The 20,096-nt window shown below is 39.1% G+C and carries 19 protein-coding genes and 4 pseudogenes; 13 read left to right on the forward strand and 10 right to left on the reverse strand.

Annotated features, from left to right (window positions below; genetic code table 11):
- Positions 1 to 4: 4 nt before the first annotated feature.
- The 6 genes from V8V91_RS18745 to V8V91_RS18770 all read left to right on the forward strand — a co-directional run bounded on the left by V8V91_RS18745 (position 5) and on the right by V8V91_RS18770 (position 4,049).
- Positions 5 to 520 (forward strand): alpha/beta hydrolase, encoded by a 516-nt coding sequence (locus tag V8V91_RS18745; RefSeq protein WP_373396754.1) that lies wholly within the window; start codon positions 5 to 7, stop codon positions 518 to 520.
- A complete protein-coding gene (locus V8V91_RS18750; RefSeq protein WP_373396755.1) occupies positions 517 to 654 on the forward strand; it encodes a hypothetical protein in 138 nt (45 codons plus the stop codon). The genes V8V91_RS18745 and V8V91_RS18750 overlap by 4 nt, the downstream gene beginning before the upstream one ends.
- Before the next feature lie 85 nt (positions 655 to 739).
- Positions 740 to 1,177 (forward strand): UPF0158 family protein, encoded by a 438-nt coding sequence (locus V8V91_RS18755; protein WP_074226755.1) that lies wholly within the window; start codon positions 740 to 742, stop codon positions 1,175 to 1,177.
- 75 nt (positions 1,178 to 1,252) lie between these two features.
- The gene (locus tag V8V91_RS18760) at positions 1,253 to 1,714 is read left to right on the forward strand and encodes a GNAT family N-acetyltransferase (protein WP_373396756.1); all 462 of its coding nucleotides are present in this window, start codon (positions 1,253 to 1,255) and stop codon (positions 1,712 to 1,714) included.
- A gap of 54 nt (positions 1,715 to 1,768) precedes the next feature.
- Entirely contained in the window at positions 1,769 to 2,365 is a 597-nt protein-coding gene (locus V8V91_RS18765) for an HdeD family acid-resistance protein (RefSeq protein ID WP_373396757.1), read from the forward strand.
- A gap of 106 nt (positions 2,366 to 2,471) precedes the next feature.
- Positions 2,472 to 4,049, forward strand: a complete 1,578-nt coding sequence (locus tag V8V91_RS18770; protein ID WP_373396758.1) for a M1 family metallopeptidase — start codon at positions 2,472 to 2,474, stop codon at positions 4,047 to 4,049.
- Positions 4,050 to 4,053: 4 nt separating this feature from the next.
- On the opposite strand, the gene V8V91_RS18775 is transcribed toward V8V91_RS18770, so the two are convergent.
- The 4 genes and pseudogenes from V8V91_RS18775 to V8V91_RS18790 all read right to left on the reverse strand — a co-directional run bounded on the left by V8V91_RS18775 (position 4,054) and on the right by V8V91_RS18790 (position 6,816).
- Entirely contained in the window at positions 4,054 to 4,725 is a 672-nt protein-coding gene (locus tag V8V91_RS18775; RefSeq protein ID WP_373396759.1) for a permease, read from the reverse strand.
- A 106-nt stretch (positions 4,726 to 4,831) separates the two neighbouring features.
- Positions 4,832 to 5,215, reverse strand: a pseudogene (locus V8V91_RS18780) (permease); the annotation flags it as partial.
- A gap of 210 nt (positions 5,216 to 5,425) precedes the next feature.
- On the reverse strand, positions 5,426 to 5,866 hold the full coding sequence (locus tag V8V91_RS18785) for an SRPBCC domain-containing protein (protein WP_373396760.1): 441 nt from the start codon (positions 5,864 to 5,866) through the stop codon (positions 5,426 to 5,428).
- 2 nt (positions 5,867 to 5,868) lie between these two features.
- Complete coding sequence (locus tag V8V91_RS18790; RefSeq protein WP_373396761.1) at positions 5,869 to 6,816, reverse strand: carbon-nitrogen hydrolase family protein; 948 nt, start codon at positions 6,814 to 6,816, stop codon at positions 5,869 to 5,871.
- 106 nt (positions 6,817 to 6,922) lie between these two features.
- On the opposite strand from V8V91_RS18790, the gene rlmN reads away from it, so the two are divergent.
- Both rlmN and V8V91_RS18800 read left to right on the forward strand, forming a co-directional pair.
- Positions 6,923 to 7,981: a 23S rRNA (adenine(2503)-C(2))-methyltransferase RlmN gene (rlmN, locus tag V8V91_RS18795; RefSeq protein WP_373396762.1), complete on the forward strand. Its 1,059-nt coding sequence runs from the start codon at positions 6,923 to 6,925 to the stop codon at positions 7,979 to 7,981.
- A gap of 220 nt (positions 7,982 to 8,201) precedes the next feature.
- The gene (locus tag V8V91_RS18800; protein ID WP_373396763.1) at positions 8,202 to 8,501 is read left to right on the forward strand and encodes a hypothetical protein; all 300 of its coding nucleotides are present in this window, start codon (positions 8,202 to 8,204) and stop codon (positions 8,499 to 8,501) included.
- A gap of 1 nt (position 8,502) precedes the next feature.
- Here V8V91_RS18800 and V8V91_RS18805 read toward each other — a convergent pair whose 3' ends face one another.
- The 4 genes and pseudogenes from V8V91_RS18805 to V8V91_RS18820 all read right to left on the reverse strand — a co-directional run bounded on the left by V8V91_RS18805 (position 8,503) and on the right by V8V91_RS18820 (position 12,472).
- On the reverse strand, positions 8,503 to 9,435 hold the full coding sequence (locus tag V8V91_RS18805) for a rhomboid family intramembrane serine protease (RefSeq protein ID WP_373400753.1): 933 nt from the start codon (positions 9,433 to 9,435) through the stop codon (positions 8,503 to 8,505).
- A gap of 3 nt (positions 9,436 to 9,438) precedes the next feature.
- The gene (locus tag V8V91_RS18810; RefSeq protein ID WP_373396764.1) at positions 9,439 to 10,230 is read right to left on the reverse strand and encodes a rhomboid family intramembrane serine protease; all 792 of its coding nucleotides are present in this window, start codon (positions 10,228 to 10,230) and stop codon (positions 9,439 to 9,441) included.
- A gap of 1 nt (position 10,231) precedes the next feature.
- Positions 10,232 to 12,075: pseudogene (gene mutL / locus V8V91_RS18815) on the reverse strand (DNA mismatch repair endonuclease MutL).
- Positions 12,068 to 12,472, reverse strand: a complete 405-nt coding sequence (locus V8V91_RS18820) for a hypothetical protein (protein WP_373396765.1) — start codon at positions 12,470 to 12,472, stop codon at positions 12,068 to 12,070. Before V8V91_RS18820 ends, mutL begins: the two are co-directional and overlap by 8 nt.
- Before the next feature lie 279 nt (positions 12,473 to 12,751).
- Here V8V91_RS18820 and V8V91_RS18825 point away from each other — a divergent pair, with 279 nt between their 5' ends.
- On the forward strand, positions 12,752 to 15,355 hold the full coding sequence (locus V8V91_RS18825) for a glycoside hydrolase family 3 N-terminal domain-containing protein (protein ID WP_373396766.1): 2,604 nt from the start codon (positions 12,752 to 12,754) through the stop codon (positions 15,353 to 15,355).
- The gene (locus tag V8V91_RS18830; protein ID WP_373400754.1) at positions 15,352 to 15,711 is read left to right on the forward strand and encodes a serine hydrolase; all 360 of its coding nucleotides are present in this window, start codon (positions 15,352 to 15,354) and stop codon (positions 15,709 to 15,711) included. Before V8V91_RS18825 ends, V8V91_RS18830 begins: the two co-directional genes overlap by 4 nt.
- Before the next feature lies 1 nt (position 15,712).
- Here V8V91_RS18830 and V8V91_RS18835 read toward each other — a convergent pair whose 3' ends face one another.
- Together V8V91_RS18835 and V8V91_RS18840 are read right to left on the reverse strand one after the other, a co-directional pair.
- Positions 15,713 to 16,432, reverse strand: coding sequence for an APC family permease (locus V8V91_RS18835; RefSeq protein ID WP_373396767.1), 720 nt, complete (start codon positions 16,430 to 16,432; stop codon positions 15,713 to 15,715).
- Positions 16,398 to 17,027, reverse strand: a complete 630-nt coding sequence (locus V8V91_RS18840) for an APC family permease (RefSeq protein ID WP_373396768.1) — start codon at positions 17,025 to 17,027, stop codon at positions 16,398 to 16,400. The genes V8V91_RS18835 and V8V91_RS18840 overlap by 35 nt, the downstream gene beginning before the upstream one ends.
- A gap of 314 nt (positions 17,028 to 17,341) precedes the next feature.
- Between V8V91_RS18840 and bshA the strand changes: the two are divergent.
- From bshA to V8V91_RS18855, 3 genes and pseudogenes are all read left to right on the forward strand, one after another.
- Positions 17,342 to 18,477, forward strand: a pseudogene (gene bshA / locus V8V91_RS18845) (N-acetyl-alpha-D-glucosaminyl L-malate synthase BshA).
- A 115-nt stretch (positions 18,478 to 18,592) separates the two neighbouring features.
- Positions 18,593 to 19,215, forward strand: a pseudogene (locus V8V91_RS18850) (sterol desaturase family protein).
- Between the two features lie 43 nt (positions 19,216 to 19,258).
- Entirely contained in the window at positions 19,259 to 20,086 is an 828-nt protein-coding gene (locus tag V8V91_RS18855; RefSeq protein WP_373396769.1) for an epimerase, read from the forward strand.
- Positions 20,087 to 20,096 lie beyond the last annotated feature (10 nt).

Raw genomic sequence — 20,096 nt, forward strand, 5'->3', positions numbered from 1 at the left:
TCCAATGAAGAGACGTATCATGGTCAGTTATGAGGCAGAATACTGTGTCTCCCACGAACCTAATTTTCAAGAGGAAGAAATTTGGATTTTGTTTCATGGATACGGACAATTGGCAGAATTTTTCATTCGTAAGTTTTTGCCCTTTGATCAAAACCATCGGCTTTTTATTGCACCTGAGGCAACGAATTATTCTTATTTGAAGGATTTCTCTGGCCGGGTTGGTGCCAATTGGATGACCAGTCATGAACGGGAACTAGCCATTGAAAATAATCATAGGTACTTGGATCAATTAGTGGATGGAATCCTGTCAGGATTTGAGAATGCTCCAAAAGTTCATGTGTTAGGCTTTTCCCAAGGAGTAGCCACTGCCACCCGTTGGGCAAGTCGTTGGGAGGGAAAGGTCAACAAGTTCATTCTGTGGGCTGGGGGATTTGCACACGATTTGCAATTAAATGTCAGCAGAGAAAATTTTTGGATACTGAGTTTATTAGTGTTTTGGGAGACCAAGATGAATTTGTGAATTCTGAGAATCTCCAAAAACAGGAGGAAATAGTAAAACTATTGGGGAAAAAAGTGAAAAGAATCAATTTTTCTGGAGGGCATATCATTGATTCTGAGGTTTTAAAAGACCTTTTTGAAAAAAATGAGAAATAAATTCATGATTTTTAATACCGAGTCCAAAAACAATTTGATGCAACTTTGACATTCACTATTTTTCGAAAAATTTTGTAATTCATTCATGTTTTCGCTTACTGAAAAAGAGGTTGAATCAATATCAACCCAATTGCTGAAAGGCAATGTATGTTTCTATCAAATCGATAAAAAGAAGATTCATCATATGCCCGATGACGAAGATTATTTCAACTACGATCTCACCGAAGAGGAGGAGGATATTCTAGACGAAATAGAAGATAATCCTGACAATTTTGCTGAGTTCACTAAAATGGAACCTGCTCAGGAGCATCAAATGATGCAGGACTTTGTCGATAGAAAAATCAAGGAGAAAAACTTAGCCGAGGATTTGGTGAATGCTTTGAGTAAACCAAAGGCTTCTACGGGTTTTAAGTTTTTAATTGATGAATCCAAATACAAGAATGAATGGTTGGAGTACAGGCTTTCGAAATACCATGATTGGGTAAAAGAGCAAGTTGATAGCTTCAATTATTCTGAAGATTAATCCCAAACCGCCTTTCCGGCGGTTTTTTGTTTTAGTATGATCACTGAAGAAAATAAACTTTCGATTCGGAATTTTTTGAAACCTGGGGATTTGGGACAGGTAGCTGCCTTGCATGGCAAGATATATGGGGAGGAACACGGTTTCCCCATTGGTTTTGAAATGTATGTAATGGAGAGCTTGATAGAGTTCTATAGACAGTTTGACGAAGAAAGAGATCGTGTTTGGGTGGTGGAGTCCGAAGGGAGAATGGTTGGTTTTTTACTTTTGATGCATCGGGCTAAGAATAGTGCCCAGCTCCGCTATTTTATTATGGAGAAGCTCTATAGAGGAATTGGAATAGGGAAAGAGTTGATGCAAAAATGGATGGAGTTTTTTGAGGAAAAGAACTACCAATCTGCCTACTTATACACTACCTCAGGATTGGACCCCGCTATCAGCCTATATGAAAGATATGGCTTTGTGAGAATATCTGAGGAACAAACAGAGAATTTTGGTTTTCCAATGTTGGAGATTTTATATCGATTAGAAAAGGCTTGATAGTTAAGGGTTTGCTATAGGAAAATGTATTTTTAGTAAACAATCATATCAATCATGACTTCACAACCTTTCAAAACCATCAAAAAAGCGCTGGATTACTGGTATTTCTTGACATTAATTGGCGCAGTATTTATTCTTTTAGGAATTTATGTGTTTAGTACTCCTCTCGCTTCCTATTTAGTGTTGGCGACACTTTTTAGCCTATCATTTTTAGTTTCTGGTTTGAGCGAGTTGACCTTTGCTTTTGGGAATATAAAACACCTGGATAATTGGGGCTGGTTTTTGGCATCAGGCCTGATCAGTACGGTAATTGGATTTTTATTACTGACTAATCCGGCACTTTCCATGGTGACTTTACCCTTGTATGTAGGGTTTGGGGTTATGTTTAAGTCCATAGCAGGTATCAGTTTTGCTTTGAGTTTGAAAGACCATGGCGACGAGTACCAATCCTTACTTTGGTTAAGTATTGGAGGGATGATTTTGTCCATCATTCTAATTTGGAACCCAGCAATCATCGGGATGACTTTAGTTACTGTCACAGCCATGGTGTTTATTCTTCTAGGGATTGTTGCAGTTTTATTCTCGTTGAAGCTTAAGAAATTACACGACCTTCCCAATAAGCTAAAAAAGAAAATTGAAGAGAATTCTTGAGGGAAATGACTTTCTTGGATAGTTGAAAAAGTGGTTTAACCTTTTCTAAGGGTTAAGACCTTAGAAATGGGGATGGATTTTAATTCCTTCAAGCTATCTTTGTTTCATGCTAAAATCCATATTCTCCTTATTGATTGTTTTCTTTTCTATCTCTTCTTCCTATTCCCAAAATTGGGATTGGGGCGGTCCTATGGATCCTCTGCAAGAGAAATTCAAAGTGTTGCATTATCAATTGGAACTTGAAATTCTTCTGGATTCAAAATCTATTAAAGGGAAAAATAAGGTCACTTTTGATGCCCCTGAAAAACTAGATACCCTTCGATTAAATTTAATTGATGAATATGAGGTGTCCAGGGTTTTGATGAATGAGGAGGAAGTGAGTTTTACCCATCAAAACGATATTTTGGATATCATTCCCATCGATTGTACCTGCAATTCGGTCGAAGTATTTTACGAAGGGATTACACCTATCGCAATCAACCCGCCCTGGACCGGTGGATTCACTTGGGAGTTAGATTTATTGGATCAGCATTGGATGGGACTTTCTTCCCAAGGAGAAGGGGCAAAGATTTTTATGCCTGCTCTGGATCACCCTTCAAGTGAGCCAGAAAATGGAGTAGACTTATTTTTTACGGTTCAAAAACCCTATTTCGTAGCTTCTAATGGGAGGTTGCTTGAACAAAAGGAAACAGCTGATCGCATCACTTATCATTGGGCAACAGAGTATCCCATTAATAATTATGGAATAAACTTTACAGTGGGAGTTTTTCATGAAGCTAAAATGGATTTTGAATCCATTTCAGGGCAGAATATCCCCATGCACGTATTTGTTTTGCAGGAAGATGAAGCAAAAGCGCAGTCCTTGCTAGAAGTCTTAAAGGTAAGTGTAGAAACGCAAGAAAAATATTTTGGAGCATTTCCTTTCCCAAACGATAAAATAGCGGTAGTTGAAACTCCCTATTTAGGGATGGAGCACCAAACCATCAATGCCTATGGGAATAATTTCCAGTTTGTTCCAATGGGGGATGTTTCCTATGATTGGTTATTGCATCATGAACTAGGGCATGAGTGGTTTGGAAATAAAATGTCGGTTGGGGATTGGGCAGATATGTGGATCCATGAAGGTTTTACAGCCTATGGAGATTGGTTGTTTTATGAAGCCCATGGTGGTTTTGATGCCTATTTGGATCACGCTGCTTCTGTTTTAAAGACTATTCCCCATGCCAAACCGGTGGTATCCCCACCTAACAGTACGGAAGAGGAGGCTTATCATGGTGAGATTTATAGTAAAGGGGCTGCGGTGGTTCACAGTTTACGAGGAGTAGTAGGAGACGAAGTATTTTTCCCTCTGTTGAAAGCATTTATTTCAGATGATCGCTTTACCTATCTTAATCAAGTAAATACCACTGACTTTATTGAGTTTGTCAATACCTATACAGGACAGGATCTAAGTCCATTTCTAAATTTTTATTTGAAAACGACTGACTTGCCTGTACTAAAAGTAGGAAAGAAAGGGAAGGATGGGTATCAAGTGAGCTTGAAAGGGATCGATTTTACCATTCCTGTTGAAATTGAAACTTCCAATGGATTGATTAAGGAAGAGATAGGTTCCAATTCTGTTTTTATTGAAAGTACCACTGAGATTAAAGTTGATCCAAAAGGATGGTTGATGTTATCCAAATAACCCTCTAGATGATAAAGAATTGGACCGCTAATCCCCCCAAAAGCCAGATATAACTAAGAATGGCAATGTATTTAAGAATGGTTTCCATGTTTTTGCTTTTAGGAGCCATTTCTTTCATGTAATGCATGTCCTTATATTTTTGATAACCTAACCAAATCAAATAGACTGAACCAATCAGAAAAGTGATGTTTAGAAAAAAGGTATAGTTTATTTGAAAATAAGATTCATCTTGAATACTAACCTGAGAGGGGTCAGGTAATATTCCTAGAAAGTCAAATGAGTAATGAAGGAATATTGATGTGAAAATTAATGAAGAAAGCAACAGGAATAGGATGTAAAGGGCCATTTTCCAACCATAATACTTTGCATTGATTCTGAGTACAGGGAATACTACCAAGTCACTGAATATAAAAGCCATCACTCCCGCAAAACTTACCCCTTTCCCAAATAGCAAAGCTGCCAATGGAATATTACCCATAGAGCCTATAAAGGTCAAAAAAGCTGCTATTGGACCAATGAAGACATGTTCCAGGATTTCTAAAAACGAATAATCTGTCTTCCCTAGATTGCTGTTGATAAAAAGTGTTTGAAAAAAGGAATCTGGGATCAATGCGGCTACTATTCCGGCAATAGTGAAGCCTATAGTCACATCTTTCCAAACCATCTTCCATTCCATCCCATATTGACGCCCTACTTTTGCCCAGCTTTTTTCGATTGCACATCATCTTCACCAGTAACTCCCATTTCTTGCATCCCCATTTCTCCTTCAGACAGGTTTTTTTGGCTGCTTTGATCAGTTTTAAAGGTTTGGTAATTCGGATGATTATCCAGCTGATCAATATCAGTAAAATTCCTCCCAGGTATTCGCCAACAACGAACTGCCAGCCTAAAAAGATGGAAATGATAATTCCCAATTCGATGACCAAATTGGTGGACGCTAGTAGAAAAGCGATGGAGGAAATAAAGCTAGCTCCTTTTTTGAAAAGTGATTTGGTAGTGGCCAATGCAGAGAAACTGCAGGAGCTGCTAATAAATCCAAATAAGGTTCCCAAAAGCACCCCTTTTCCTTCTTTGCCTCCCATGGTCTGTTCCATTTTTTCTTCAGTTACGAAGATTTGAATCAAGCTACTAATAAGGTAACCCAATCCAAAGGCCCAAAAAGCCATCCAAAAAAACCAAAACTTGTATTGGCAGCTTCTGCCCATTTTTCTAAAAATCCCATCACCGCAGTCTTAATTCTTTAGGCAATCAAAGTTTTCAAAGATCGTGCAAAGCTGGGTTTCGAATATGATCCCTTGTATTGGGCAATAGGAAAAAGGGTTGAAGATAAATTTTTTAACTTGCTGTGCCCAGAATGGGGTGTGTTTTGCACGTAATTATTCCCGTTCCTCAAAAGGTACGATGGCGCCATTCTCCACATAATTTTTCAACCCTTGCAGAAGAATTGCCCAACAAAAGGAAGATCTCTTAAAATGATCATTGCAGAAAGGCCATCCGATATGCCAAAAATTCACTTTTGTTTTTCCTGAATCCCGGCTGAGATCAAATCCAAATGTAGTAGGATTCCAATCCTCATCAGAGTCTGTCATTTTAATATGAAATGATTGATTTTCTTGGTACTTGATCACCTTTCCATACCAATCATATTCAGGGGTAAAAAAGAAATTGTATGTTCCATTCAATTCAGATTCTCCTTTACATGCTTTTGGCCACCAGTTGATAAGTTCTGAAGGGTTGGAGATTGCTTGGAAAACCTTTTCGATAGGACTATCAATCCATAGATCATGGTAAATAGCGAAGGACTGGGTGTCAGACATGTTCATTTGGATTCTTTGATAATGGTAGGTTGTTCTTTGACTATTAATTCAAAGATGTCAGGTCGGTTATAATGCCCAATTGGGTCAAAATCCAGTTTACTTTTAAGGATGTCTTCCAGATCAATTTCTGCACAAACTTTACCTGCTTCTCCAAAAAGAGGACCTGCCAAAATCTCTCCCATGGGAGATACGATGAGGGACCCCCCAGCACAGATTGTTTCAGGATCATCCTTTAATTCTTTTTGAAGTGTTTTGGGATACATGGATTTGGTAAAATATTGGTTGCATCCTAATACAAAGCATCTTCCTTCCAATGCAATGTGCTTCATGGTAGAGGTCCAATTTTCCCGGGCGTCTGCAGTAGGAGCGATATAAATTTCTACTCCTTGGTTATACATGGACATTCTTGCCATGGGCATGTAATTTTCCCAACAAATCAATCCTCCCAATTTACCGATTTTGGTGTCGAAGCTGACTAAGGACTTACCATCTGCCTCAGCCCAAACCAATCGCTCCGTTCCTGTTGGTTTGATTTTTCTATGTACGCCAAGGAATCCTGCAGAGGGAGAAATATAGATCATCGAACAATACAGACTCCCATGCAATTTTGATTTTTCAGTGACGCCAATGACTAGATAGATGCCTAGTTTTTTACTGAGTTTCACAAGTCTTTGCAAGTCCCCACTATCTAGGTCAAAACTTTGTTTTTGGTATTCAGCATATAATTCTCTGCCTTCTTCTGAACGGCTTCCAATCCTTGCTCCGAAGCTTAATCCTCTGGGATATCCAGGAATAAAGGACTCTGGAAATATGATTAATTGATACCCTTCTTTGGCATTTTGTGTACAAAGGCTTTCTACCTTTTGTAAGGTCTTTTCTTTATCAAAAAAATGGGATGATCCTGAATTAAACAGACTTTCAGCTTCATAAAATAGGCGTTTGCCAATCAATTTACGAACTCAATAGGAAACCCAAGGGAAGTTCTTGTAATTTTGCGAACTCAAAGTAGGAAAAAAGCATTCATTCTTTTCCCATACTTAATACCTAAATTGCAGCATGGAAGAGATTCAGAAACAAGACATTCGCAAATTAAGCCTCGCTGAACTGGAAGCGTTCTTTTTGTCCCATGGGGAAAAGAAATTTCGAGCCAAGCAGGTGTATGAATGGCTATGGAATAAATCCTTAAAGAATTTTGATGACATGAGTAATATTTCTCTAAGTACGAGAGAAATGCTTAAATCTCACTTTACCATTAACCATATTCGAGTGGATCTCATGCAGCATTCAGAGGATGGGACCATCAAGAATGCAGTCAAATTATATGATGACAAAATTGTCGAATCTGTCTTAATTCCTACTTCAAAAAGAATTACGGCTTGTGTATCTTCCCAAGTAGGTTGTAGTTTGGATTGTAATTTTTGTGCTACTGCCCGCTTAAAGCGGATGCGAAATCTCAATCCAGATGAAATCTATGATCAAGTAGTAGCGATAAAAGAGGAGGCGGAAACCTATTTTCAGCGTCCTTTGACCAATATCGTTTTTATGGGAATGGGTGAGCCGTTGCTAAATTATGCCAATGTGTTGGCCGCAATTGATAAAATCACCTCACCCGAAGGCTTGGGTATGGCTGCAAGAAGAATTACCTTATCCACTGTTGGAGTCACTAAGATGATTCGAAAAATGGCGGATGATGGTGTGAAATTTAATCTGGCTGTATCCCTTCACTCAGCTATCAATGAAACCCGTTCCAGGCTTATGCCTATCAATGAATCCAATCCAATCGAGGAGTTGGGTGAGGCGTTGAAATACTGGTATCAAAAGACAGGGAGGAAAGTCACCTATGAATATGTGATTTGGGATGGGGTGAATGATGATGAACGTCATGCGAAGGCATTGGCTAAATTTTGCAAGATCATTCCATCAAAAGTAAACATCATCCAATATAATCCGATTGACGAAGGAGAATTCAGACAGGCCAAACAAGAGGCAGTAGATATGTATGTGAGGATTTTGGAAAGTCAGGGAATTATTGCCAAGGTTCGAAAATCAAGAGGACAAGATATTGATGCTGCCTGTGGCCAGTTGGCTAATAAAAATGAAGTAGCTGAGATCTAATGGTATTGAATTTGTTTTTAGAGTTACCCCTCCAGTTTTAAATTGAAACCTATGAAAAAAATTATACTTCTTTTTTTGCTTGCTTTGTAATCAGTTCAATAGCTTCTGCTCAAACACAGGGTGATAGTAGAATACATGCACTTGGATCCTATGGTTTGAGGTATAAATACTTTGGAGTAGGGGCAGGATGGGAGTTTTTTTCGTAGATAATTTTTCCTTTATGCCTAGCTATACGAGGGTTTTTCCGAATGTGGGTAAAACCAGTAACTTCAGTGCAGATTTAAGATATTATGTATCTGTAGAGAGCTCTCAGCTATATTTTATGGCTGGATATAGTCAAAATTGGGAAAATACAAATCCTGATGGCGCTGGAACAAAAAGAAATGAAAAAGGAGCAAATGTGGGGGTTGGAGCCTATATTCCTTTGGTAGATTGGGTAGGTTTAAGTACCGAATTTAAATTCCAAAGTCAATACCCACGAGAAGCAGGTTTCCGATTTGGGCTTGCTTTTCCTTTATAAGTTATTTCTTACTGAATTCGAATAATTTTCTTTTCTCTTCCTTGGAAAGTGCTTCATATCCTTTCTCTGCGATTTTATCCAAAATTAGATCAATTTCTTCCTGAGAGGATTCGCTATTGGATTTTACTGCTGGCTTAGAACTAGGAGCTGCTTTTGAAAAAGGCTTAAACGAGCTGGATTTTTTGGGTCTTCGGTAGGTAACGTTGATTTTCTGTCTTTTGGAAAATAAGTTTTCGAAGAATATCCCAACTTTCTGGATTGGGATTCCCCAATCCGTTCCTTTTCTTAACTGAATGATGTATAGATATCCCATTAAGGCACCACCCAGGTGAGCCAATTCTCCACCAGCATTTGCGCCAGCAGAATTTGCAAATGAGAGGATCACATAAAATATCGCGATGTATTTTATTTTGACAGGCCCAAGTAAGATTAAGAAAAAGGTGGTGTTTGGACTTAGAGTGGCCGCTCCAACCACGATTGCAAATACTCCTGCACTTGCACCAAGCATCAAAGAGGAGTTGAGTGAATTTTGGAAATAAGGGGCAAGATTATAAATCAACACATAAAATAGCGCACCAGTCAATCCCCCTAAAATGTATAGGTTGGCAAGCTTCCGACTTCCCAGGTATTGGTGTATCAATTGTCCAAACCAATACAAGAACAGCATGTTGAAAAGAATATGGAATATCCCTTCATGCATAAACATATAGGAAAGAATGGACCAAGGCTGCGTAGCCAAAGTAGTCAAAGAGGCGGGCATCATAAACTTCGCTACCCCTGCACTGTAGAGATCCCCAAACCCAGTAATAGTAAGAAGCACTCTGGATACCAATAGCACCAAGAACACCAAAATATTGATCGCAATCAGCTTGAAAAGGCTGTTGTTATCATGCCGGAAGGCGTTTCGAAGATTTTCCCAAAAATTTCCGTACATCATTTAATAAAAGCTATTTCTATCTTTTTTCCAGAAGTAAACTAAAACTCCACCTATGATTAATCCTCCCAAATGGGCAAAGTGGGCGACATTATCCGTGGGATTATTAATCAGTACGTTATATATCGTGTACAGTCCATAAAAAAGCACTAAATATTTTGCTTTTACTGGCATAGGAGGAAACAATAAGAATAATTGTGTATTCGGGAACAGCATGGCAAAAGCAATCAACACCCCGAAAAGGGCTCCTGAAGCACCTACCATGGGTACATTTCCCTGAATTTCTAATATAGCATCTAAAGTTTGACTCGCTCGACTGATTTTTACCTGGTCTGTTGGATTTCTGCTATAGTCATCTACAAAATCAAAAATAGCACGATCGAAGAAGCCCCTGTTTTCCAATACAATTTTATTGAAAGTGTCCGGGTCAGGATCCGTTTGGAATGCAGCAACTTTATCTTGCAGGTTGGCCATCCTATAGGAAGTATATCCGGAATATAGGACACCAGATCCAACTCCACAGGTCATCCATAATATGAGCAACTTTTTGGGGCCTAGAAACTGCTCTAACAAAGGTCCAAATATTAACAGTCCAAACATGTTGCTGAAGAGATGCCAGAAATCGGCATGCATAAACATGTATGTCAAAAACTGAAAAGGCTGAAAGTAAGAACTGTGTATATAATACAGTGCAAACATACCGCTGATTTGAGGGAACAAAAATGCAGAGACTAAAAATATTCCTACGTTAATCAGCAGTAGGTTTTTTACTATAGGTGTGATATTTCTAAACATACTATTTTCCGAAGAAGGAGTGAATATTGGATAAATCCAATTTTATGAATGTTTTGTTCCCCGAAAGCCCATAATTTGGATTCTGGCAGGCAAATAATTGGCCTACGATCGTTTCCATTTCTTGGGAATTCAGTTTCTGTCCTCTTTTTAAGGAGGATTTTCTAGCCAAGGACCGGGCTAAATTTTCACGGTTGTCCAGCGAAAGCTCATTTTTAAAGTTTTTGTATTGCTCAATAAATCCTTCAAATAGCTCTTTTTCACTTTTCGACTGGATATCCGCTGGAACACCCTGAATCAAAATGGTGTCTTTTCCAAACTCCGAAACCATAAATCCCAGGCTATGAAGTTCAGGAAGAATATCCATCACCAAAGCAAAATCAGATGGGCTCAATGGTACGGTTGGAGGGAAGAGACATTGTTGGGATGGTCCCTGGGCAGAATTTAATTGCTTGATGTACCTTTCATATAAAATTCGCTCATGTGCCACTTGCTGATCTACGATCAACATGCCAGTGGACATTTGGGCAACAATATAATTGAGTTCTACTTGGAAAGTAGTGCCAGTGGTTTCCTCTTCTCTTCTTAAAGGAATGAACTCTTTATTCTCTTCTTGACTTGCCCGGCTAGGAAAGGTCAATACTTCTGGTTCCTCTTGCTCCACGGATCGCTCTAAACTAGGATGTTTTTGATTGCCCTCGAACAACTTTTCCCAACCTGAAGTGGAAGCTTTTTTGAATTCAGGAGTATTGTAACTTTTATAACTGTATTCCCGATCCACTTGCTCTTTTTCTCCGTGTCTTTGCTCCAGTTTTCGGTAAAATTGACATCGAAGGAAAAATCCAGAGAAGGAACCACGTGGTGTGCTCCTAACGCTTGTTTTACAGCTGATCTAACTACCGCATAAACGGTACGTTCATCATCAAATTTTATCTCTGTTTTGGTAGGGTGTACATTGATATCGATATGAGCTGGATCAATCTCCAAAAACAATACATAAAAGGGGTGCTGATCTGGTTGAATCAGGCCTTCAAAAGCATTGCTTACCGCATGATTCAAATAGCTACTTTTTATATACCGGTTGTTTACAAAGAAAAACTGTTCTCCTCTGGTCTTTTTGGCATTTTCTGGTTTACCTATATAGCCCTTTACATTGATATGTGGAGTTAATTCTTCACAAGGCACCAACTGACCCTGGTAATTTTTCCCAAATAAGCCTACGATTCTTTGGCTAAGTTTTCCTGGACTTAAATTAAAGGTCTCCAAGTCTTGCTGATGCATGGTAAATGAAATTTCTGGGTAAGACAATGCCACCCTTTGAAACTCATCTACAATATGTCTCATTTCCACAGGATTGGACTTCAGGAAATTTCTCCTTGCAGGCACATTGAAAAAGAGATTTTTCATTGCCACCGATGTTCCGTTTTGGGCGGCAACCGGTTCCTGTTTTTTTATCTCTGAACCTTCGATTTGGATCAAGGTACCCAGATCCGAATCTGCTTGTTTGGTTTTTAGTTCAACTTGAGCTACGGCTGCAATGGAAGCCAAGGCCTCTCCTCTGAAACCAAATGTTCGGATAGAGAAAAGGTCACTACTACTTCTAATTTTGGAGGTAGCATGCCTTTCGAAACTCATTCGGGCATCTGTGCCAGACATACCTTTTCCATTATCAATCACTTGAATGAGCTGTTTTCCAGCATCTTTAATGATCACTTGGATATGGGTAGCTCCGGAATCAATCGAGTTCTCCAGTAATTCTTTTAAAGCAGAGGAAGGTCTTTGTACTACCTCTCCAGCTGCGATTTGATTGGCAATGGCATCAGGCAGGAGCTGAATGATGTCACTCATTTTTTCTTTTTGGTTTTAGCCTGAAGAAAAAATATACACCAGCAGAAATTGCAGTCACGTAAAGAATGTATTCAAAAATGATAGGACCTAGATAGATGTAACCTCCTAGTCCTCCCAATAAAACGAAAAATATGAGTGATCGTATCATTCCTGTAGAGGTAAAGGCACTGGAACTGCGCTCTTTGATACCTCGGTGTTGGGCAAAAGCACCTCTTATCCCAGACTGGTAGCTAAAGCCAGTTTCATGCTGGTCTTTGGATATGACTCCTTCGGCTTCCAATTCTTTTTTGATACGGGAAGTTCTTTGATCTATTTCCTCCTTGACCGGGTCGTAATACCTGGGTTTGATATCAAAACGCATGGGTGTCGCAGTACGAAATACGGATGGAAATTTCATGGCAATATATGTTTTAAATGAAACTTCTCGTTAAGGAGAAGGTTCATAGTAGGACAAAGTTCTTGATCATTCACCGGATATCAAATTTATGAGGGAATTAACCCTATAAATTGATCATTCTTGCTTGATCTTTTATATCTTCAAATATCCGTAGTTCCTCTAATTTTAGACCAATGACGGCTTTGGAACTAAGGAGCGGAAATTTATGATACGAATTTTCCGATGGGCCGTTTTCACAAATTTATTTTAAAAGTTAAGGATTAAAAATTTTACACGGGAATGAGCATGAAGCTTTGGAGGGTTTTGACCGTAGGATTTATTGCAATTTTATTCAGTTCAGGCAGAACAGATAATCTAGCAGCTGTGGAGGATCCACTGATTAGTAAGGACCCATTGAACCAAGTGAGTTGGGTGGATAGTGTTTTTAACTCCCTCAGTTTTGAGGAGAGGCTAGGTCAACTTTTTATGGTGGCAGCTTATTCAAATAAAGACCAAAGGCATGTGAATGAAATTGCCAATTTGGTCAAGAGTGAAAATCTTGGGGGGCTGATATTTTTTCAGGGAGGCCCAGTAAGACAAGCCAATTTGACCAATTATTACCAGGCACAGGCTAAAACACCTTTGTTCATTGCAATGGATGCAGAATGGGGGATCAGCATGCGCCTTGATTCCATACCGGATTTTCCTAAAGCCATGACTTTAGGTGCTGTTCAGGATTCCGAATTGATTTATGATATGGGAACTGAAATGGCTAGACAGTTCAAAGAGTTGGGAATGCATATCAATTTTGCTCCTGTTGTGGATGTTAATTCCAATCCTGATAATCCCGTAATCGGATATAGAGCATTCGGAGAAAATAAAAAATTAGTAGCCCAACGTGCCGTCTCTTATATGAAAGGGCTGCAAGATCATGGGGTGATTGCCAATGCAAAGCATTTTCCAGGACATGGGGATACCGAAGTGGATAGCCATTATTCGTTGCCGGTGATTAAGAATCCGGAACAACGGATCTGGGAGGTAGATCTTTATCCTTACCAGGAGCTTTTTAGGGAAAACCTGATGTCCGTGATGGTTGCTCATCTCAATATTCCGAGCTTGGACCCAGCGGCAAATATGGCAACCAGTTTGTCCAAAAAAGTGGTGACGGACCTACTTCAAAATCAAATGAACTTTCAAGGCCTAATCTTCACAGATGCCTTGAATATGAAAGGGGTAGCCAATACTAATTCTCCAGGTGAGGTGGATCTAAAAGCCCTATTAGCAGGGAATGATATTCTTCTGTATTCCCAAGATGTGCCTAAGGCAAAAGCCATGATCAAAAGAGCTGTGGAAGATGGAGTGATTGAGGAAGCGGAGGTGAATCGAAGAGTAAAGAAAATCCTAAAGGCAAAATATTGGGCCGGTCTCAATAAATACAAACCGATTGAAACAGAAGGTTTAGTGGAGCGATTGACCAGTCCAGAAACGAAAGTGATCACTGAAGAGCTTTATGCAGATGCCATCACTATTGCTACCAACAAAGATGATTTGGTCCCTTTCAAGCAGCTTGACTTGAAAAGCTTTGCTTCTTTATCGATAGGAGATGAGGGAAAGGTATTTCAAAAATACCTGTCCAAGTATGCCAAATTTGACCATTTCTCAATTCCAAAGGCAGCAGATCAGACTTCCCACTACAACACCATGAAAAAACTGGAAGAATATGAGGTGGTGGTAGTCGGGTTAATGGGGGTAACCAATAGTCCCAGAAGGAAGTTTGGAATTGCTCCTGCGGATGTTCAATTGCTGAAGGATTTAAGTAAACGTCAGAAAGTGGTTGTGGTATTGTTTGGAAATTCCTATGCTGCTCAATATTTAGAAGGATTGGAAAATGTCATTTTTGCCTATGAGAATAATGACTTTACACAAGAATTGGCTCCTCAGGTATTATTTGGAGGTCGACCTGCGCAAGGGATCCTGCCTGTCTCAGTTAGCGATCAATTTACCCAAGGAGTAGGAGGGTTTTTGCCTGGAAACCAACGATTGTCCTATGGTACTCCTGAAAGTGTAGGGTTGAATAGTGAGATCCTTAATAAAATTGATGAAGTGGCTGAAAGAGCTATTCGTATTCAAGCCACTCCCGGTGCCAATGTTTTGGTGGTCAAAAATGGAAAAGTGGTTTTCGAAAGATCCTATGGTCAATTGGAATATAAGTCCAGCCCCAAAGTCACCTCTGAGACGGTCTATGATTTGGCTTCGATTACCAAAGTCTTAGCCACTACTCAAGCAGTCATGTTTCTTCAAAGTAGGGGAGAGTTGGATATGAATAAGACTCTTGGAGACTATTTGCCTGAATTAAAGGGGACCAACAAGGAGCATTTGGTGATCAAGGATGTCCTCATGCATGAATCCGGATTGGTTGCTTACATTCCGCATTATGCAAAAACCGTTGAAAGAGGGAATTGGAGAGGGGATTTTTACAAACCCCGTCCAGAACAAGGGTTCAATAGGCCCATTTCCAACGATATGTATGGTCGAGACGATTTGAGAGACAGTATTTGGAATTGGACAGTGGAGTCTAAGCTTCTTCCAAAATCCGGAGGCAAGTATAAATATGTCTATTCCGATTTGACCATGTACTTTATGCAGGCAGTAGTAGAAAGAATCGTAAACCAGCCATTGAATGATTTCATGGACCAGAATTTTTATGAGCCTTTGGGATTGTATACCATGACTTTTCGCCCTTCTGAGAAAATGCCTCTTGATAACATCGCTCCTACAGAGGATGATGTAGCTTTCAGGAAAAGACTTGTCAGGGGCTATGTTCATGATCCGGGTGCAGCGATGTATGGAGGAGTAGCAGGGCATGCAGGTCTTTTGGAAAAGCCAATGATTTGGCCGTCATGATGCAGATGATGCTAAACCGTGGATATTACGGGGATGTTTCATTGATCAAACCTACGACTGTGGATATGTTTACAAGGTTACAATCTAAACAAAGTCGAAGGGGATGGGGATGGGATAAGCCTGACCAAGAACCTGGAAAAGGAGGTTCTGCAGGTGAATTAGCTCCAAAAAGTACTTTTGGACATACTGGATTTACAGGAACTTGCGTTTGGGCAGATCCTGAAAATCAATTAATATATGTATTTCTTTCTAACAGGGTATATCCTGATGCCAATAATACCAAATTGCTCAAAGAAGGAATCCGGACAGAAATCCATGATATTATTTATCAGGCCATGGGTAAAACCAGTGAATAATCTATTTATTCCTTGAAAGATAGGTTTCGGACTTTTTGTAAAAGTATTCTATTACAAAACATGTTAGAACAATAGAAAGGGCTATAATTACCCCTAGTTTGTTGGACTGGGCTTGCTGAATTACCAACGTAATACTGGCAATTATGCAAAGAAGGAATCCGGCCAAAGGAAGGATTTTATTGCCTCTTGTCTGACTGGAAAGTTTATAGCCAGCATAATTCACAGCTGCAAAAACAAATAGAAATCCAATACTCCCTGAGGTAGAGATACTTTCTAAATCTACCGTATTACAGCAAAGTAAGGTTAGAATTGTAGTGATTAATAATCCAATGGGCTGATTCCATAATTGCGAGCTAAGTTCATGGGGAAGTTCATCGTCCTTGGCTATTTCGTAACTAACACGGCTCCCACCGTAAAGCGAAGCATTGATGGCTGAGAAAGTAGAAATTAATGCGGCAACTGTGATGACAGTAAACCCAATTTTTCCTAGCATGGGCTCCGCTGCTTTTGCCAATACATAATCCTGCGCATCGTATATTTCGGAAAAAGGGAGGGACCCAACAGTTACAATTGAAATAAGCAAGTAAAGGAGAATGACAAAACCAATGGAGTAGTAATAGGCTTTGGGGACATTCACCGATGGGTTTTCAATATCCGGAACTGCATTAGCAATGAGTTCAAATCCTTCATACGCAACAAAAATCACCATTCCTCCTCCCAAGATCTGAATTGCTTTTTTCCCAATTGTCTGGAGATAATTGAGAGAGATTTTCGTTTCCGATTAAGCCATATAAACCAATTCCAACAAAACCAATCAGAATTAAGAGTTTTATAATTACCGCAAAAGATTCGATCTTACCTACTGTTTTGATGCTGTAATAATTAATCAAAGTAGCTAATACGATCACAGAACTGGAATAAATGTGGAAGTCGATGCCCTCATTTCCGGATATAGAATACAAATTCGGTGCGTAGGAGCCGAAGGCAGATGCGTATAATGAAAGCATGATGATATAACTCAGCCAAAGAAGATTATTCATCCCGCCACTAAAAGCAGAAATACCAAAACCTTGATTGATAAATTTAACTGTGCCTCCCCGATCTGGAAAGGCTAAAGACAATTGCACATAGCTATAAGAAGTTAGAAGTGCCAACATCCCCGCAAGCAGAAAGGCAATCGGTGTAGCTCCTTTTGCTAAGGAAACTGCAAGGCCTATGACTGCAAAAATACCTCCCCCCACCATTCCTCCAATTCCAATTGAGATTGCATCTAATAGTTTGATTTTTGAGTTGCTTTGGTTTGAGGACTGGGGCATATTTTAGTGAATCGAGTCGAATTTGGTAGTTTGAATTTGGGTTAAGAAAATTGAAGTTACACCTCTTATTTTCATCAGATCCCCCCAAGAATTAATGATTTAAAGGGTTTTTGCCAGTTGTTATTTAATGGAAGGTAGATTTTTATAAATAATTATTTTAGGAACAAAATGGTGTAAATTCCTGTATTTCAGTAAATAAAGACAGTAATTGCCTTTCTGGCTTAATTCATTTAATATTAAAAATACTTAATTTGAACAAAAATAAACCCAAATCGTGTTTAAAGTCAGGTTTAAACACCGATACGATCTGAAATATGAAAATAGGCATTGTTTGCTATCCTACATTTGGGGGTAGTGGAGTAGTAGCAACAGAACTTGGAAAAGGTCTGGCGAAAATTGGGCATGAGATACATTTCATTACCTATAGGCAGCCGACGCGCTTAGATTTTTTTAGTGAGAACTTATTTTATCACGAAGTTGATATCAAGTCCTATCCATTATTTGAACATGCACCCTATGAATTGGCATTGGCCAGTAAAATGGTTTCCGTGGTCAAATACGAAGACCTTGATCTATTGCACGTTCATTATGCGATACCACATGCTTCTGCGGCCTATATGGCAAAACAGATTCTGAAAGAGCAGGGAATCCATATTCCAGTAGTGACTACCCTGCATGGTACAGATATTACTTTGGTAGGAAAAGATCCTAGCTACGAACCTGTCGTGACCTTTAGTATTAATCAATCAGATGGGGTGACGGCAGTTTCAGAAGATCTAAAAAAGAGACCCTGTCTCATTTTGATATCAAGAGAGATATTCAGGTAATCCCAAACTTTATTGATTTAGATAGATTCAAGAAACAGAAGAAAGAGCACTTCAAATTGGCTATTTGTCCCAATGGTGAAAAACTTTTGGTACATACTTCTAATTTCAGAAAAGTCAAACGTGTGGAGGATGTCATCCGGGTATTTTATGAAATCAGAAAACAGGTTCCAGCTAAACTATTATTGGTAGGTGATGGGCCTGAGCGTGATAAGATGGAGCGGCTTTGTAGGGATTTAGGCACCTGTGATGATATTCGTTTCTTAGGTAAATTGGATGCTGTGGAAGAAGTTTTGTCTGTAGCTGACTTGTTTGTCATGCCTTCTGAGAAAGAAAGTTTTGGGCTGGCAGCCTTAGAAGCCATGGCTTGTGAAGTTCCTATTCTATCTTCTAATGCAGGAGGAATTCCTGAATTGAACTTGGATGGAGTAACAGGGTATGTTTGTGAAGTTGGTGATGTGGATGATATGAAAGATAAAGGGTTGTATATTTTAAAAGATGAAAACTTGCCTAAATTCAAGAAGAATGCTTTGGCGAGGGCTCTAGAGTTTGATATTTCTGCGATTTTACCAATGTATGTGGATTATTATCAAAAGACGATTGAGTCTACTTTAGCACGCATTTAATATTTTCTTATATTATAGTAACTCAATAGCCTATCTAAATAACTCAAATAGATTAACTTTGTAATTCGAATCGAGGTTTTGCCTCTTTGAACAAGTAAATTTGATTAAAGTTCGTATGAAAAAGATTGGAAGACTGGATAAACCGGACAATTTTAATACTGCACGGATGTTTACCAACCCAATTTTGGAAAGGTTGACAAGGACAAATATCCTAGTACCGATTACAATGTTTATTGTTTTTGCAGGGATTTCATTTTACTATGCTTTTACCACTACTTCCATTAGTTTGGCAATGGGACTTGGAATTACCGTAGTGGGATACATCGCTTTTACCTTTGTAGAGTATATGATGCATAAGCATTTCTTCCATATGGAGCCAAGCAACCCGGTCAAAGATAAGTTGCAGTATACTGTTCACGGGGTGCATCATGATTATCCAAAAGATAAATACAGACTTGCAATGCCTCCCTTCGTATCTGCGGCCTATGCAGCTATTTTCTATTTGGTATTCACCTTAATTATGGGTGACTATGCATTGTATTTTCTTCCAGGGTTTTTATTTGGATACGCAAGTTACCTAGGTTTTCATTACTTGGTTCATGCGATTGCTCCACCAAAAACTTCATGAAAGTACTTTGGGTTAACCATGCAATTCACCATTATAAAGATCCAGACGTGGCATTTGGAGTGAGTACTCCACTTTGGGATATCCTTTTGGGAACCATGCCGAAAAAATAAACAAACATCAACCTCCTTTTTGGAGGTTTTTTTATAAAAGCACATGAAGACAGTAGGGATAATTGGCCTTGGATGGACTGGTTTGCCATTAGCCCAATTTTTAAAAAGCAATAGTTGGGAGGTAATAGGCAGTACAACCAGCGATCATAAAAGACTAGATTTAGAGCAAGAAGGTCTGAATGTAGTAACCCTAAAAATGAATCCCCATCCCGAAGGAAAAGGGTTTCAAAAATTATTTCAAAGTGAATACCTCGTAATCAATATCCCTCCCAGGTCTAGGGTTCAAAGTTCGGATTTTTATTTAGAACAATTGAAATACTTGAAGAGTATGATCAATCAAGCAGGTGCAAAAAAAGTTCTATTTGTATCTAGCACAGGAATTTATCCAACTACTCCAAGAGCGGAGGCCTACGATGAATCTTTCCCGATTACCAGAGAAAATACTGGTAATCCCACCCTTTGGGATGCCGAACAAATGATTACTAATTCAGCAGGTTTTGATCTGACTATTATTCGTTTTGGTGGGCTAATGGGAGAAGAAAGAGTTCCAGGAAAATATTTTTCGGGCAAAGAGCAAGTCAAAGGGCATACACGGGTCAATTATGTGCATCAAGATGATGCCGTCAGATTGATAGCCTGGATTTTAGAGCATGATTTATGGAACGAGGTGTATAATGGAGTGGCTCCTATTCATCCGGTTAAGAAAGAGATCTTTGAAAAAAATGCTATAGACTTAAATCTGGCTCCTCCTTTAAGTTATCAGTCTCCTCAGCCTGAAGAGGATAGATTAATAGATTCCAAAAAAATTATTCAAACAGGTTTTAAGTTCAAATACCCCGACCCTCTAGATTTTACCTATACCTTGACCTAAAAGAAGGATT

It is taken from the genome of Algoriphagus halophilus, assembly GCF_041729275.1.
Classification (GTDB): domain Bacteria; phylum Bacteroidota; class Bacteroidia; order Cytophagales; family Cyclobacteriaceae; genus Algoriphagus; species Algoriphagus halophilus_A.

Excerpts from the sequence above, each read along its gene's own strand:
- V8V91_RS18775 (WP_373396759.1), bottom strand. The coding sequence starts at position 4,725 with ATGGAATGGAAGATGGTTTGGAAAGATGTGACTATAGGCTTCACTATT.
- V8V91_RS18830 (WP_373400754.1), top strand. The coding sequence starts at position 15,352 with ATGATGCAGATGATGCTAAACCGTGGATATTACGGGGATGTTTCATTG.
- V8V91_RS18745 (WP_373396754.1), top strand. The coding sequence starts at position 5 with ATGAAGAGACGTATCATGGTCAGTTATGAGGCAGAATACTGTGTCTCC.
- rlmN (WP_373396762.1), top strand. The coding sequence starts at position 6,923 with ATGGAAGAGATTCAGAAACAAGACATTCGCAAATTAAGCCTCGCTGAA.
- V8V91_RS18825 (WP_373396766.1), top strand. The coding sequence starts at position 12,752 with ATGAGCATGAAGCTTTGGAGGGTTTTGACCGTAGGATTTATTGCAATT.
- V8V91_RS18840 (WP_373396768.1), bottom strand. The coding sequence starts at position 17,027 with ATGCCCCAGTCCTCAAACCAAAGCAACTCAAAAATCAAACTATTAGAT.
- V8V91_RS18755 (WP_074226755.1), top strand. The coding sequence starts at position 740 with ATGTTTTCGCTTACTGAAAAAGAGGTTGAATCAATATCAACCCAATTG.
- V8V91_RS18785 (WP_373396760.1), bottom strand. The coding sequence starts at position 5,866 with ATGTCTGACACCCAGTCCTTCGCTATTTACCATGATCTATGGATTGAT.
- V8V91_RS18765 (WP_373396757.1), top strand. The coding sequence starts at position 1,769 with ATGACTTCACAACCTTTCAAAACCATCAAAAAAGCGCTGGATTACTGG.
- V8V91_RS18855 (WP_373396769.1), top strand. The coding sequence starts at position 19,259 with ATGAAGACAGTAGGGATAATTGGCCTTGGATGGACTGGTTTGCCATTA.
- V8V91_RS18770 (WP_373396758.1), top strand. The coding sequence starts at position 2,472 with ATGCTAAAATCCATATTCTCCTTATTGATTGTTTTCTTTTCTATCTCT.
- V8V91_RS18805 (WP_373400753.1), bottom strand. The coding sequence starts at position 9,435 with ATGTACGGAAATTTTTGGGAAAATCTTCGAAACGCCTTCCGGCATGAT.
- V8V91_RS18800 (WP_373396763.1), top strand. The coding sequence starts at position 8,202 with ATGCCTAGCTATACGAGGGTTTTTCCGAATGTGGGTAAAACCAGTAAC.
- V8V91_RS18820 (WP_373396765.1), bottom strand. The coding sequence starts at position 12,472 with ATGAAATTTCCATCCGTATTTCGTACTGCGACACCCATGCGTTTTGAT.
- V8V91_RS18810 (WP_373396764.1), bottom strand. The coding sequence starts at position 10,230 with ATGTTTAGAAATATCACACCTATAGTAAAAAACCTACTGCTGATTAAC.